The following is a 16,327-nucleotide window of genomic DNA, read 5'->3' as shown; positions in this document are numbered from 1 at the left end:
AAAAGAGTATGATTAAACGACGACATAGAAGCAGCCCGTTTAAAGATAAGCAGAAATTCACAAAAATTTTAAACGTCATTTTTGTGAATTTCTGCTTATTTTTTCGGGGATAAACGCTTCTGTTCCAGCCCCTTATTCTTCTATCGGTTCATTTTCAAACACCAATTGTTCGTTCAATAAACTGATTGTTACTTTTGTTTTCGGCATTATGCGCCCTGAAACGATTTCTTTCGCTAATGGTGTCTCCACTTCTTTTGTAATAAACCTTTTCAATGGACGAGCACCATAAGCTGGGTCATAACCACTTTCAGCAATCCATGTTTTCGCCTCATCCGAAATCACTAATTCAATTTCTTGCTGTTCCAAACGTTTTGCTAATTGAGCTGTCATTTTTCCGATGATACCTTTCACATTAGCTAAGCTTAGCGGCGTAAATAGGATCGTATCGTCAATTCTATTTAAGAACTCTGGTTTGAAATTCCCTTGTAAAATTGTCATGACTTGTTCTTCTACATTTTCTGGAATCGTTCCTTCTGGTGTTACACCTTCAAGCAATAGTTGGGAACCAATATTACTGGTCATGATCATCACAGTGTTTTTAAAATCCACGACTCGCCCTTTAGAATCAGTTAATCGGCCATCATCCAAAACTTGCAATAAAATATTAAATACATCGGGATGTGCTTTTTCAATTTCATCTAGTAAAACAATCGTATATGGATTACGTCGAACGGCTTCGGTCAATTGACCACCCTCTTCGTAACCAACGTAGCCTGGAGGCGCACCAACTAACCGAGAGACACTATGTTTTTCCATATATTCACTCATATCGATCCGTACCATATGGTCTTCTGAATCGAATAAATCCTCAGCCAACGCTTTTGCTAATTCTGTCTTACCAACACCTGTTGGTCCTAAAAATAGGAAAGAACCTAAGGGACGGTTTGGATCTTGCAGACCTGCTCGAGAACGAATGACCGCATCACTAACTGCATCAACGGCTTCTTCTTGACCAATGACCCGTTTATGAAGAGTTTCATTCAATTTCATTAGTTTTTCTCGTTCCCCTTCAACCAGTTTGGTTACAGGAATCCCTGTCAAACGGCCGACAACTTGGGCAATTTCATTTTCAGTTACGGCTTCTTGTACCATTCGTACATTGTCTTTGTCATTTTTTGCTTCAAGTTCTTTCAATTCTTCCTCTAATTGTGGAATCGTACCATGACGAAGTACGGCAGCTCTTTCTAGATCGTAATTATTTTCTGCATCTTCCAGTTCATGTTTCGCCTTATCGATTTCTCCACGCTTATTGCTGACCGCATTGACTTCTTCTTTTTCTGTTTCCCATTGCATCTTCATTGCGTTGGCTTCTTCACGAAGGTCTGCTAATTCTTCTTGCAATGCATTCAAACGTTTCTTACTAGCATCATCTGACTCTTTTTTTAATGCGGCTTCTTCAATTTCTAATTGCATCAAACGTCGTGTCACTTGATCAAGTTCAGTCGGCATGGAATTCATTTCCACTCGAATTGTTGCACTAGCTTCATCCACTAAATCAATTGCCTTATCTGGCAAGAAACGATCTGTGATATAACGATCAGATAAAGTTGCTGCAGCGACCAATGCATTATCATGTATATTAACACTATGGTGAATTTCAAAACGTTCTTTTAACCCACGTAAGATACTGATCGTATCTTCTACTGTTGGTTCTTTAACTAAAACTTTTTGGAAACGGCGCTCTAAGGCTTTGTCTTTTTCCATATATTGACGATATTCGTCTAATGTTGTTGCACCAATCAAATGCAGTTCGCCACGAGCCAACATTGGTTTTAATAAGTTTCCAGCATCCATACTTCCTTCTGTTTTTCCTGCACCAACAATATTGTGTATTTCATCGATGAATAAAATAATTCGTCCTTCACTTTTCTTTACTTCTTTTAAAACTGCTTTTAATCTTTCTTCAAATTCACCACGGAATTTTGCTCCTGCAATCAATGCACCCATATCTAATGAAAAAATGGTTTTATCTTTTAGATTTTCTGGTACATCTTTACGAACGATACGTTGTGCTAATCCTTCAATAATGGCTGTTTTACCAACACCTGGTTCACCAATCAAAACAGGATTATTTTTTGTTTTACGTGAAAGAATTCGAATCACATCACGGATTTCTTCATCACGACCGATAATGGGATCTTGATTGCCACTTTTTACTTGCTGTACTAAATCTACCCCATATTTTTCTAATGCTTTGTATTGTTCTTCTTGATTTTTAGAAGTCACACGATCTCCCCCTCTCATGTCTTCAATATTTTTACGTAGTTCTTTTTCTGTGATACCCTGACTCGTTAAATATTTCGTTAATCGATAATTTTTTAATTTCATCAACGCTAAAATCACGATTTCAGTTGCTAAAAACTCATCTTGAAATGATTCTCTAAGTTTGTCCGCTTCACCTAATAAGTTAAACAGATTTTGACTCATACTTTGACCATATTGGATGTTGCTGCCTTGGATGCTTGGATATTCATCAATTGCTTGATCGATTTCACGTTCAAAAGCTTCTACGTCAACTCCAGCGTCTGTATAAAAGTTACGTCCAAAATGATTTGGCTGCAAAAAAATCTTCCATAGATGTGCAATATCGATTTCTTGATGATGACGAGTAACTGCGACCTGTTGCGCCTCTGCGATTGCTTCTTGTAATGTCGTTGTCATTTTTTCGATGTTCATAGAATTACCTCCTAAATTTAAAAGCTGTGTAGATCCAATCAGTTCCGACTGGAAAACAGAAAACTGTAGCATTTTTATTCACGTTGTATTTTTATCTTTTTTCTGAGGAACTAGCCTACAGAGCTAAATATTGTGAAAGAATTACGGCTTCATTTGATTTTGATTTTGATTTTGATTTAAAAACAGCTCGTAAATCTCACTTATATAAATAGTATCGTTAATTTATCAAAAAAACAGTACGTCTTTTGTACTATTTTTTTAAGGTCTAAAGTTTGATCATTATTGACCTTATAAATTTATTATACTCCTTTGGTCAGTAAAGGTCAATAAATAAACGCATTTTTTTGACGAAATTTCTCATCTAATTTTATGATAACGCAATGAGCTATTTAAGCAAAAGATAAGCTGTTAGATAGACAAAAAAGATTGAGCGCCACTTTTAGTGAGACTCAATCTTTTAATTGATTTTATAGTAATTCTCCAAATCGTTTTACATAGAATTTTTTTACGATCATTACCAAGAATAAATATAAAAATACTGTCAATCCTAACCAAGCAAAATAGTTTAGAGGTAGTTCAGCCAAACCTAAGCTTTGACCAAAACTTGTAAATGGTAAAACTGTACCAACTGCGATCCCTAACGATGTGATGGTCGTCAAAATAAAGGATGCTCGACTTTGTAAAAATGGAATTTTAGGCGTCCGCAACGTATGAATCACCAAAGTTTGTGACCAAAGTGATTCTATAAACCAGCCTGCGTGAAAAATCGCAATGAAAGCAGCTTGTTGTTCCGGTCCCAGATCATGATAATTTCCGCCTACCAATTGAGGACAAATAACAAAGTACATTAATAAATAGGTGGTAATATCAAAGACTGAACTAGTCGGTCCTAACCACTTCATAAACGAACCTATTTTTGAAGCATCCCATTTCTTGGGCTGTTCCAAATACTCATCGTCTACATGATCCCACGGTATCGACATACATGAAATATCATAAATCAAATTCAAAAAGAGTAATTGCAGTGGTAACATTGGCAAAAACGGTAAAAAGATACTCGCAACAACAACTGAAAACATATTACCAAAATTAGAACTTGCCGTCATTTTGACATACTTCATGACATTTCCAAAAGTCGTTCTACCAGCTAATAATCCACGCTCCAACACCATTAAGTCTTTTTCTAATAAAATAACATCGGCAGATTCTTTTGCGATATCGACTGCTGTATCAACAGAAATACCAACATCGGCTTCTTTCATTGCTGGTGCATCATTGATTCCGTCTCCCATAAACCCAACAGTATGCCCAGCCTCTCTTAAAACTTGAACGATGCGCGTTTTTTGTTGAGGAGTCAGCTTCACGAAAATATTGTATTTTTCTGCAATGATCTTCAGTTCAAAATCATTCATTCGCGCGATTTCATTTCCTGTGATCAATTCTTCATTCGCTAATCCTACTTGTTTGCAAACTGATTTTGTCACTAAAGCATTATCTCCTGTCAATACTTTGACATCCACACCATGATTTTTTAATGCTTCTAACGCCGCTTTGGTTGTCTCTTTTGGTGGATCAAGAAACGCAAGATACCCAATCAAAACCATTTCATTTTCATCTGAAACAGAAAACTCATCAATTGTAGCCGGATTTGTTTTTTGAGATACAGCTAATACACGTAAACCATCTTCGTTTAATTCTTCAACGGTTTTCAAAATTTCTTTTTTAAGGTTTTCCGTTAAGAGGGTAACTGTTCCTTGATAGTCGACATACTTGGAAATTTCCAACATCTCTTCTACCGCACCTTTTGTGATCATTTGCGTTTTACCAGATTCGTCTTCAATCACAACACTCATGCGACGTCGCTTAAAATCAAAAGGAATTTCATCTACTTTTGTGTACTTAGAAGGATCAATCGACAATTCCGATTTGGCTGCATCAATAATCGCTACATCCATTAAATTTTTCAAGCCCGTTTGATAATAACTATTGAAAAAGGCATGGCGCAATACTCGGCTATCTTCTTTGCCATCGCAGTCTAAATGATACTCTAGGATAATTTTGTCTTGCGTCAATGTTCCTGTCTTATCTGTACATAAAATATCGATTGCACCAAAATTTTGAATTGCATTTAAATTTTTGATGATCGTTCCTTTTTTGGCCATGCTTGAAGCACCTTTGACAAGATTTGTCGTTACGATCATCGGAAGCATTTCAGGTGTCAAACCGACAGCGACAGATAAACCGAAAAGAAATGCTTCAAACCAGTCACCTTTCGTCAAACCATTGATCAAAAATACTGCTGGCGCCATTACCAACATAAATCGAATCAACAACCAAGACGTTTTGCTGATGCCGACATCAAAATTTGTTTGAGGATTTTTATCAGATACATCTTGGGCTACTTTTCCAAAAAGTGTATCATCTCCCACAGAAATAACGATTCCTTCTGCACTACCGCTGATTACATTACTACCCATGAACACAATATTTTCGTATTCAGTTTCTGCACTATTCGTATTCAATTTGTAGTCAGCTCTTTTTTCAACTGGGTAACTTTCACCTGTCATGGCAGATTGAGAAACAAACAAATCTTTTGTTTTAGTTAAACGAATATCAGCTGGAATCATATCACCTGCAGATAATTTTATAATATCTCCACAAACCACTTCTTCGATTGGAAGTTCAAGTTGTTTTTTTCTACGAACAACAGTTGCTGTTATTTGCACCATGTTATTTAATTTTTCTGCTGCTTGATTTGATTTGACTGATTGAAATAACGTCATGGTACCACTGATCAAAACCATTGCTATAATGATCATTACACCGACAAGGTCACGATCAGCAGGTGGGGCAATGACATAATCTGTTACAAACGAGATAATAGCTAAAGCAATCAAAACAATCGTAAATGGTGTAAAATAAGCTTTTATTATTTCAACGAATAACGGTGTTTTTTTACCGTAAGTGATGGTATTTTCGCCAAATGTCTCTCTTGATAATATTGCTTGCTGATTCGTCAATCCTACTTTTGAAGATTTAAAAAATGTCAATATATTTTCTACCGAGTTTCGTGCAAAATACTCATATGATTGGTTATTTTTTCTATTTAATACTACTTTTTTATCCATATAATTCTCCTTCTTTCCAAAACGCTTATCGAAGAAATTTCAAGTGTTTGATACGAGAATTCGTCATCTGAAATTTCATGATTTTTATCTATTTTAGGAATCGGACTGATGGAAAAAGAGAATCTGTTACAGGAGAATCTTGCTTGTTTGCCTTAGAAACAAATAGACAATAATAAACATATTTTCTTCAACAGATTTCTTTTTGCATAAGTCCTTGAACATCTGACTACTGTCATCCATTTGTTTCCATCTCCTTTAGCATTATATTTTTGATGATTTCAACCTTTCGTCGGTCATTTTGGGTATAAATTATTTTCTCAAATCTTTTTAAGACCACTTGTCCCTCCGAATATGCATAGCCAATGCTTTGATACCCTAAATGAGTATAAAATCCCCAAGCTTGTTTACGGCCGGTTAAAAATACTGATTGAAAATTCATAAGATCCGCGATTTTTTCTGCAAATTCAAGTAATTGTTTTCCGATACCAAATCCTTGATACTGATCATCTATCGCCACTTGTTTAATTTGCGCTATTGCCTTGCTGCTTTTAAAAAGAAGTAAGGTTCCTACAACTTTTCCATCAATCAATGCAGCCATATGGATATCCTGCTCTTCATTTACAGGTAATTCTTTGATCCATTCTTTCCCCGCGCTCGTTTTGAGGAACTTATTTCTTAATAAAATTCCTTTCCAATATTCTTCACTGTTCCAATCGATAATTTTGACAGTCACTGTTTTACCATGATAATTCCTCCGTTCTTTTAATTGCTCATTTGATTAATTTCTATGACTTCTGATAGTTGGGATAATTCGGAAATAATTGTATTCACTGCGAGCGTCCCATTTCTTGCAGCTTCGATTTCTAAAAATAGCCTTACTTTTTTACCAGCCAAATCAGTACAAGAAAATTTTGTAAAGGTTAGGCAATAGTTATCCAATAACTGAATAATTTCTGTTCTAAGCATTACTTCACTTGTATTACTAGTAATCACTGATAGGTAATGAATCGAATCGGCTTGTTCTTCTTGTCTTTGAACAGTTAAGTCATCCATTTTGAACGATAGGTTTCTTAATAAAATATTGACTAACATTAAAACAATAGAACAGATCACCCCTTCGATCACAAATCCTGCGCCAATCAAACTTCCGACTGCTGCGGAACACCATAAAGTTGCTGCAGTATTGATCCCAGTCACACTAAATCCTTCTCGTAAAATCACACCCCCAGCAAGAAAACCTATACCACTTACGACTTGAGCCGCAATTCGCGTCGGACTGCTGTCATCTTGAATTAAACCGGATAATGAAACGAATTGACTTGAGCCAAACGTTACTAACGTCATTGTTCTCATTCCAGCTAGTTTTTTTCGCCACTGTCTTTCTACGCCAATGATCATTCCAGCAAATATACTAGCGATAATATTGATTAAAAATTCATTGGTTTGCTCCTTCCCTAGATTTGTTTATCGGTGATTGGTTTTTCGCGGACATATTACTTTTTAGCAAGTACCGTTCATCCTCTACTCTGCTTTTCCAACAGTCGTAGTGATTTAAAGCAAAAAACCTTCCGCCAAAAACTCAGCGGAAGGTCATAAATAAGCGCACAAAAAAAAGCCTGTATGATCTAGTCGTTGAGTTTTGGCACTATACAACGTAAAAAGCAGAGCTTTTAGCTACCTTATGAAAAGCCTTGTAATCGACAATCCCTGTTCTACCCATTGGCATCTCTCGATGTTTTTGGGCAGTAGCCTGTGTTTGTATAGGAGCCTCACCTAACAAATCTATTTAATTAACTTACAGATGAAACTATACCACCGTTTTAAAACAAATGTCAATAGCATTTTATTCATTTTTCTAACAAAAATAAAATAACCAATGTTACAAACGTGCAGCTGCACTATTTATCAACATTGATTATTTTTTAAATTTATTATTTTTTTTCGACATTCACGACTGAATTTCCAGCGACTTGAGGTGGAATCGACATCGTCATCGCAGGTAAGCCAGCTAAAGTAAATTGAATAGTATCCCCAGCTTTAAACTCACTTTCTGTGAGGCCATCAGCCAATTGTTCCTTTGGTACATTTAAAATAACGCCATCATTTTTCATCATATTAATTATTTTTTCTGGGTCTTCAACCACTTCGACGTCTTTTAAAACGAATCGAATCGATTTGTCCACCGTTTCATTTTTCGTAGCATCTTCAACTAAAACTGCGGTAAATATTGATTGCGTTTCGTCTTTGTCTTTAGTATTCAGCGTTTCATCAATCACTTGATCTTTTTGGCTGCTCATTGCTGTTTCTTCACTTCCTTTTGACAAATCTTTTTTATTTTGTGCGCAAGCTCCTAAAGAAATCAGCGTAAATACAGTTAAAACTGCTATTGCGATTTTTTTCATGTTACGTCCTCCAAAAATTGATACTTTATTATAAGCGATAGAATCTACAATCGTCCATCCTCATCATGTATACTTAATAAAAATAAAAAAAATGAAAGGCTAGGACATAGCTCTACGAGTTAGGTCCTAGCCTTAAAAAATCTGAATAAACGGTGGGAACAGAAGTAAAAACTTCGGAAATAAGAGTTAAACACTTCTGTTCCAACCTCACTAAAAACCTGGAGAGAGGATAATCAGTAATATTCCTCTATCCATTTCTTCGATCGTTTCCAGACATTGTAATTTCTTGTGCTAAATATCGAATACGTTCCATGATTCGACGCGCTTTTAAAGGTTCTTGCTCACCTCGTTGAGTCACGGATAAATGTTTTTCTAGGTCTTTTAAATCAAGATTTGATGAAAAGAAGGTCACTAATTGCTCTTGCATTCGATATTGTAAAATAACACTTAACACATCATCGCGAATCCATGAAGTCATCGATTCTGCACCAAGATCATCGATCATCAAAACGGGTGATTTCTTGACAGCATCAAGTTTTGGACCAACCATATCTTTCCCAATTGCTTGTTTCATTTCAACTGTAAATGTTGGAAAATGAACGATTGTTGTAATAAAACCACGTTCAGCTAAGCTATTAGCAATCGCACCTAATAGGAACGATTTTCCAACTCCAAAGGTTCCTTGAAGATAAAGTCCTTTGTGAAATTCTTTTGGATTCGACGTGTATTCATTTAAAAATTTCATCGTCTCTGCCATCGCCTGTGCTCGACCTTGAGATGCTGTATCAAATCTATTTAAGCTGGCTTCTCGTACATCTTTTGGCATATCCATAGCACGAACTCGTTTACGAATTTCATCTTCTTTTTGTTTAGCGATAAGCGCTTCTGTCGGTACATAGGTGACATCAATGTAATGAAAATTCAAGGTTAGTTGAGGCTCATATCCAGGCGCAATCATTGTTGGATCATTCAGTTGGTATTTGCGTTTTTCTTGTACAAATTCGTAAAGCTTTGAGTAGCTCTTTTGAATATCTTCATCTGTTAATCGCTCACGATGTTCTTCAATAAACTGTTGAACATCCGTATCCTTCAAGACCACTTCTACCAATTCGTTGTAACGTTCACTCATATCTCTGCTTTGGATGATTTTTGACATTTCTTTTCCTACGTCTTCCATTAATTTCCGCCTCCTTTACTCAAGAAATCTTGAATTTCTTTGTCTAATCGCGCTTGCTCTTCTTTAGATAATTTCTGCTCTTCTACTGGATTATCCACCCAATCCGGTAACGTTTCTTGACGGATTGGTCGATTATTTTGTCCGTATCGTTGTCTCGTTTGTTTTTGCTCTTTACCCTTTTTAGCTAGTTCCCGGACATGTTCGATGGCTTTCTCTGGCGAAAAAATACCACTTTGTGCCCATTCATTAGCAATTCGATTCACGTAATCGGCCTTTAGTGTAGGTTGTTTTTGTATATTATAAACGTAGTTGATCAAAACATTGATCACACTGTTTGGCAGACCAGATTTACTTACTAAATATTTGACCAACGAACGTTCTTGCGGCGTTGTATAGCCACCACGCTCATTTTTTAATGCTTCTAAGTAATTCAAAGGAAAATTTTTCTCACTATCCATGATCATCTGAATATCTTGGGTTGAAAAACCAATCATTTTTAACGAATTGTAGCGATACGTCTGCTGATCCTCTGCGGATAAATCCACTGAATCATTTTTTTGAAACTCACTTGGTTTTTGTTTTTTATCAGGATCAAATGTTCTATACACAGCCCGTTCAAAATCCTTTACATCGATCTTACTTGTGTAATAATCAAATGATTTAGAACAGAAATCGATCATATCCAATTCTGTTATACCAAATAAATTATGGAAAATAAATACTTCTTCCTTAAAGCCTACTTGATTATCTGGTAATTTGATTCCGAGTTTTTCTATTCCTTGGATAAAATAGGACCAATCGAAACTATCATTGATGGCACTTGGCTTTTGAGCAGGTCTAGGCTCTTTGAATGCTTGTTCCATTCGGTTTAACTGCTTACTTTGTGAAATGATTTGTTCCTCTTTAAATAAATAAACCTCTTTAAAGCTGGCTGAAATCTCTTCAAAACCAGTCAAATTGACAAATTTGGGTTTAAATCGTTCAAACAATTTTTCTAACTTTCTTTGTCCTACACTGTTCATTAATGTCAATGACAATACTTCATCTTTAAAAAAACGTTCAGCTGTTTCAGGATGATTCAATCGGTATAAATACTGTGTTCCTAGTTCAGGATCGTCTTTGCTAAAGGTCCCTAATAACCCAATACCTTCTAATTTCTTTCTAGCGGCTTGAATTTGCTTGATACTCATATCCATCATCGTGATTAATTCAGCATGAAAAAGAGACTCACTTACCCCGATCTCTTCTACTTCTGATAAAAGGGTCAAGTATAAACTAAAAGCTTCTGCACCAATCATTGGCTGATATAAAAGCGTCAATATCTCTTGTTCTTGATTAGATAAAGGATAAGATAGTGCTACTTGAAAAATACTTTTAGGATGGACTTCTTTCCAATTGTCTTTCAAGGAAAGACCTCCTTATTCTTTCGTTGTATCTGAATTTGAAGATTTGGCTTTGTCTACGATTCCTTGTAGTTCTTTCAAGAACACACTCATATCTTTAAATTGACGGTAGACACTGGCAAATCGAATATAGGCGATTTCATCCAAATTAACTAAATCTTCCATTACATACTCTCCGACCAAAGTTGTCGAAATTTCATTTTCACCTAAACTACGCACACGGTTTTCGACATTATCGACTATTTGCTCCATTTGTTCCATAGCAACCGGACGTTTTTCAGCCGAACGGATCAGTCCGCGTAAAATTTTTTCTCTATTAAATTCTTCCCTATCACCATTTTTCTTGATGACTAATAATGGTGCTGCTTCAATGCGTTCGAATGTTGTAAAACGGTAATTGCAGTTCTCACATTCTCTACGACGACGAATGGCGCGACCATCATCCGCTTGACGACTATCGATTACACGGGAATTATTATGATGACATCTTGGACAACGCATAGTTTTCACCTCATTTTATCTTATACTATCTACAATTTAGTTTGATTTTTATTTAACTATCTGTATTATAACATGAAATGAGTGAGAAACCATCCATCTGCAATGACTTCATAAAGAATTTTATTATCATTTCATTTGGGAAAATAGCCTAATAAAAATAAAAGAAGACATGAGACACGCTTATATCTCAGTCCATCGTATCATCGCTTTTTAACGCGTCGTCCAACCTGTTTTTAAGAATTGTTACTAAGGAATAAAAGCGGATCCCTAATAACAAAATAGAATAAATAACCTACCAGGACAAAAGAGACTTCAACTTCTATCCCAAGTTTATGTTGCTAGAACAAACAATCGCATTCCCTGTTTGAGATTAAGATGCTCAAACAATTTGAGATGAATCAGAATAAATAATATCTTGAAATTTCGTCCAAAAATGTTCTGAAAGACTTTGAACTTGAATTTTTCAAATAACTGACCTGACTTTATTATCACTGATAGGACGGACAATTTATTCTAACGAATTTTCAGTTATTTTAATTTTTGTATATAGATTGATTTTGTCCACTTATTGATGTGTAAAAAAAGAAACCACGAAAAAACAATGTTTTATACGTAGTTTCACATTAATGACTTTATTAGCGTTAGATTATTGTAAAAAATATAAAGACTAAAATTCTGATATTTTACTTAAATTTATTTTCTAATACCCATTTTCCCACTAATTTCTCTGTTTCTTCGATACTGTTTTGATTATCGAATAAGATATCTGCCTTTTGTCTTTTCTTCTCGATAGGCAACTGGCTCGTTATTCGTTGTTGGGCTTCTCTTTCTGTTAAGTTATCTCGTTTCATCAAACGAGTCAATTGCATTGTTTTTGGAATGTAGACGACTGCTACCTTATCGACAAATTTCTCATAGCCTCCTTCATACAATAAAGGAATATCAACTATAACTAATGGTGCTTTACTTTTTTTATCAGCAATCTCAGCTAAAATCCTCTCTTTCAAAAAAGGAGAGAGTGTGCTATTCAATTTTTTTCTTTTTTCCTCATCAGAAAAAATGATTTCACCTAATTTTTTTCGGTCTAATGAACCATCTGAATTTAGTATTTCCGAACCAAAAAGAGAAACTACTTCCCCTAATGCCGGCATTCCTATTTCAACAATTTCTCTAGCAATTACATCAGCATCGACAACAGGGAATCCCAGACGTTTAAACACAGAAACAACTGTACTTTTTCCTGTAGCAATGCCACCGGTTAGACCTAATACCATTCCCATCAATCAATTCCTCACTTTCAAGGTTTGACACTTCGGACAAAAATGAGTGCCGCGCTGTGCAACTTTTATTTTTTTGATCGGCGTGCCACATCTTGGACATGGCGTACCTGTTTGACCATAAACATTAAGTGAAACCTGAAATGTCCCAGCTTCTCCCAACGCATTTAAATAACTTCTAATCGTAGTCCCACCAGCCTCAACTGCTCGAGCAAGAACATCAATGATCGCATAATATAATCGCTCAATTTCTTTTGGTTTTAGAGTATTCGCTGGCTGTTCAGGATGGATTTTTGCTTCCCACAAGGCTTCATCCACATAAATATTACCCAAGCCTGTGACTAAACGCTGATCCAATAATAACGGTTTGATGGCTTTATGGTGCTTTTTCAAGCCTTTACGAAATTCTAACAATTTAAATTCAGAGGGGAGCGGTTCAGGACCTAATGCTAAAATTCCTTTGTAATTTTCTCCTTGATTTTTAGGCACCAAAACCATGCGCCCAAATTTTCGAACATCAAGATAGCGTAATTCAGTTCCGTCAGTGAACCTAAAGATTACATGAGTGTGCTTGGTCCGCTCATCTTCTGGTCCATTTGTTTCATATTTTCCTTCCATACGTAAATGTGAAATCAGATCATAATTTGTTAATTTGAAAATCAAGAACTTGCCTCGTCGTGTCATTCTTTCAATTCTTTGACCAATTAACTGTTGAGCAAATAGTTCGGATTCTGATGATTCGATAATTCTTGGCCATAAAATTACAACTTCTTTGATCGTCTTTCCAACAACTAATTTTTCTAACCCTTTTCTGACCGTTTCAACTTCTGGCAACTCTGGCAATTTTTCTCTCTCCTTAGAAGAAAAAGACCGAAACGAACACATCAAAGTTTTCAAAACTTTTTCGTTTGGTCAGTCTTTTTCATGTTATTTTAGTTCACTACTTCGCTTCGTACCAAGTTTTGCCCCAACTACTGTCAGTCAACAGTGGCACATGTAAAGCAACAGCATTTTCCATTACTTCTTTCACTAATTCATCTAGTTTTTCCAGCTCAGATTGAGGCGCTTCAAAAACAAGTTCATCATGCACTTGCAATAACATCGTTGCTTGCATGTTTTCTTCTTCCAAACGTTTCTGCATATTGATCATCGCAATTTTCAAAATATCAGCAGCACTTCCTTGGATCGGCGTATTGATCGCAGTTCGTTCTGCAAACGAGCGTAAATTAAAATTGCGCGAATTGATGTCTGGTAAATAACGTCTGCGGTTATATAAGGTTTCAACATATCCTTTATCTTTGGCATCCCGGACGATATCTTCCATATATTTCTTAACACCTGGGTATTTTTCAAAGTAGGTATCAATATATTCTTGTGCTTGTTTTCTCGTAATGCCTAAATTTTGTGACAATCCGTAATCACTGATTCCATAAACGATCCCAAAGTTTACCGCTTTGGCTTGACGACGCATATTTGGCGTCACGTCTTCTGGTTTTTCAATGCCAAATACACGCATCGCTGTACTTGAATGGATATCTTGACCTTCTATAAACGCTTCTTTTAAATGTTGATCATCTGAAATATGAGCTAGCACTCGTAATTCAATTTGAGAATAATCGGATGAAAAAATCAACCAATCTTTTTCTCTAGGAACAAACGCCTCACGAATTTTCCGTCCTTCTTCTAAACGGATCGGAATATTTTGTAAGTTTGGATCAACAGAGCTTAAACGGCCTGTCTGTGTTAAAGTCTGAACGTAGCGAGTGTGGATTTTATCGTCTGGTTGAATTACTTTTAATAGTCCTTCCACATAGGTTGATTGAATTTTAGCGATTTGACGATAAACGAGAATATCTTCCACAATCGGTGCTTGTTCTTTCAATTGTTCTAGTACATCAACAGCTGTTGAGTAGCCAGTCTTTGTTTTTTTTATAACAGGTAGCTCCATTTTTTCAAATAAAATCACACCTAGTTGCTTCGGTGAATTTAAGTTGAACTCTTCTCCGGCTTCTGCATAAATTTTTTGTTCGATTTCCTGTAGTCGATTCGAAAATTCGATACGCATTTCTTTCAATCGATTTGCATCTACACGAATTCCAGTAATTTCCATATCGCCTAAGATTTTTGAAAGTGGTAACTCCATTTTATAGAATAAATCAGCTTGATTTTTTTCAACTAATTCTGCATCTAATTTTTCTGAAAGAAAATGAATAGCATTGACTTTTCGTGCAAGATGGCTGAAGAATGCTTCATCATCTTCTGGCAAGCCTTTTTTTGCCCCTTTTCCATAAACGGATTCATCAGAGTGAATATCCGTATAGCCATAATGTTGTGCTACGCCTTCAATATCAGCATTATTATCATTTGTATCTAATAAATAAGCCGCTAGTAATACATCAAATGCAATACCTTGAGGTTTCCCTACATAACGGTTAAGTGAGACATAAGTCCGTTTGGCATCATAGACTGTTTTCTTGTACTTTTCGGAAAGTAACCAATCAATAAAAGGCTGGCTTTCAAATAGTTCTAGACTATTCGTTGCGTATACCTTATTTTTATTTCCCCATGCCACTCCTACAATCGGCGAAGTATGGTAATTGTCTTCCAGCATTTCAACATACAAAGCCATGTCTTCCGTAAACATTTCTTCGGTGAATGTATCCACAACATCAAAGTGAACATCTGTTAGTTCAACTGTCTCTTCTTCAACATTTAGTTTACTTAACATTTGTTTGAATTCCATTTCCTTGTAGAATGGAATTAATTTTTCTAAGTCTTTTCCTTCATATTTCAGTTCATCAATCGTTATCTCTACTGGAGAATCCACATTGATTGTCGCTAAACGTTTAGACATAAAGGCTTGTTCTTTGTCATTTATCAGGTTTTCTTTCATTTTACTTTGTTTTAAGCTATCGATGTTTTCATATACACCTTCTACTGAACCAAATTCTTTCAATAATTTAATAGCAGTCTTTTCACCGATTTTCGTTACACCAGGAATATTATCTGAAGTATCTCCTGCCAAACCTTTCATATCAATGATTTGATTAGGTGTTAATCCATCATATTTTTCAGCTACATGCTCTGGTGTGTAGGATTCTAAATCACTAACACCTTTGATCGTAATATCAACTTTTACTGATTCAGTTGCTAGTTGTGTCAAATCTCGATCTCCTGATAAGACAACGACATCAAATTCGTCTTTGGGAACCTTTGTCGCTAGTGTGCCAATAATATCATCTGCTTCATAATTGTCTAGCTCATAATATTTTACACCTAAACCAGTCAGCAATTCACGAATGTAAGGCATTTGTTCTTTAAATTCTCCTGGCGTTTTTGAGCGCCCGGCTTTATATTCTGGATAAAATTCAGTTCTAAAGGTTGTTTTTCCCGCATCAAACGCGACTAAAACATGCGTTGGTTTTTCTTTTGTCATAACGTTTTCAAACATATTGTTAAACGCATAAACGGCATTGGTATGTAACCCATTTTTATTTTTAAAACGTTCTAGGGAATTATGCAAAGCAAAAAACGCTCGAAATGCTACGCTGTTTCCATCAACTAATAGTAACTTATTTTTTGTCATCTTTTTTCTCCTCATCTTCAGCAAACTGGTTTCATTACCATTCTAACAAAAATCTGTCAACTTTGCAGTAGGAAGGAACTAAAGTTCGTAAAGCTTATTTGAAAAAAAAGAAGACCC

At 35.7% G+C, this 16,327-nt stretch carries 11 protein-coding genes and 1 riboswitch; all 11 genes read right to left on the bottom strand.

Annotation, left to right across the window (positions count from 1 at the left end; genetic code table 11):
- Positions 1–132 precede the first annotated feature (132 nt).
- Positions 133–2,736, bottom strand: a complete 2,604-nt coding sequence (clpB, locus tag AC4BC4_RS06385; RefSeq protein WP_438756301.1) for an ATP-dependent chaperone ClpB — start codon at positions 2,734–2,736, stop codon at positions 133–135.
- A 467-nt stretch (positions 2,737–3,203) separates the two neighbouring features.
- Positions 3,204–5,864 carry a magnesium-translocating P-type ATPase gene (gene mgtA, locus AC4BC4_RS06380; RefSeq protein WP_490477152.1) on the bottom strand — a complete coding sequence of 887 codons (2,661 nt, stop codon included), beginning with the start codon at positions 5,862–5,864 and terminating at the stop codon, positions 3,204–3,206.
- 232 nt (positions 5,865–6,096) lie between these two features.
- Entirely contained in the window at positions 6,097–6,597 is a 501-nt protein-coding gene (locus tag AC4BC4_RS06375) for a GNAT family N-acetyltransferase (protein WP_490477151.1), read from the bottom strand.
- Positions 6,598–6,626: 29 nt separating this feature from the next.
- Entirely contained in the window at positions 6,627–7,274 is a 648-nt protein-coding gene (locus AC4BC4_RS06370) for an MgtC/SapB family protein (protein ID WP_490477355.1), read from the bottom strand.
- A gap of 207 nt (positions 7,275–7,481) precedes the next feature.
- A riboswitch (M-box (ykoK) riboswitch) is annotated at positions 7,482–7,652 on the bottom strand.
- 143 nt (positions 7,653–7,795) lie between these two features.
- Positions 7,796–8,266: a hypothetical protein gene (locus tag AC4BC4_RS06365; RefSeq protein WP_490477150.1), complete on the bottom strand. Its 471-nt coding sequence runs from the start codon at positions 8,264–8,266 to the stop codon at positions 7,796–7,798.
- 247 nt (positions 8,267–8,513) lie between these two features.
- The gene (dnaI, locus tag AC4BC4_RS06360; protein WP_438756305.1) at positions 8,514–9,443 is read right to left on the bottom strand and encodes a primosomal protein DnaI; all 930 of its coding nucleotides are present in this window, start codon (positions 9,441–9,443) and stop codon (positions 8,514–8,516) included.
- Positions 9,443–10,849: a replication initiation and membrane attachment family protein gene (locus AC4BC4_RS06355; RefSeq protein ID WP_490477149.1), complete on the bottom strand. Its 1,407-nt coding sequence runs from the start codon at positions 10,847–10,849 to the stop codon at positions 9,443–9,445. Before AC4BC4_RS06355 ends, dnaI begins: the two co-directional genes overlap by 1 nt.
- A 12-nt stretch (positions 10,850–10,861) precedes the next feature.
- Positions 10,862–11,347 (bottom strand): transcriptional regulator NrdR, encoded by a 486-nt coding sequence (gene nrdR / locus AC4BC4_RS06350; RefSeq protein WP_438756307.1) that lies wholly within the window; start codon positions 11,345–11,347, stop codon positions 10,862–10,864.
- A 683-nt stretch (positions 11,348–12,030) separates the two neighbouring features.
- Positions 12,031–12,627, bottom strand: a complete 597-nt coding sequence (coaE, locus tag AC4BC4_RS06345) for a dephospho-CoA kinase (RefSeq protein WP_438756308.1) — start codon at positions 12,625–12,627, stop codon at positions 12,031–12,033.
- 3 nt (positions 12,628–12,630) lie between these two features.
- Positions 12,631–13,467, bottom strand: coding sequence for a DNA-formamidopyrimidine glycosylase (mutM, locus tag AC4BC4_RS06340; protein ID WP_490477148.1), 837 nt, complete (start codon positions 13,465–13,467; stop codon positions 12,631–12,633).
- A 97-nt stretch (positions 13,468–13,564) separates the two neighbouring features.
- Positions 13,565–16,210, bottom strand: coding sequence for a DNA polymerase I (gene polA, locus AC4BC4_RS06335; RefSeq protein ID WP_490477147.1), 2,646 nt, complete (start codon positions 16,208–16,210; stop codon positions 13,565–13,567).
- Positions 16,211–16,327: the final 117 nt, after the last annotated feature.

This window comes from Enterococcus sp. AMC1086, assembly GCF_058216575.1.
The sequence above is the reverse complement of the archived record's forward strand: the minus strand, read 5'-3'. Positions and strand labels throughout refer to the sequence as shown.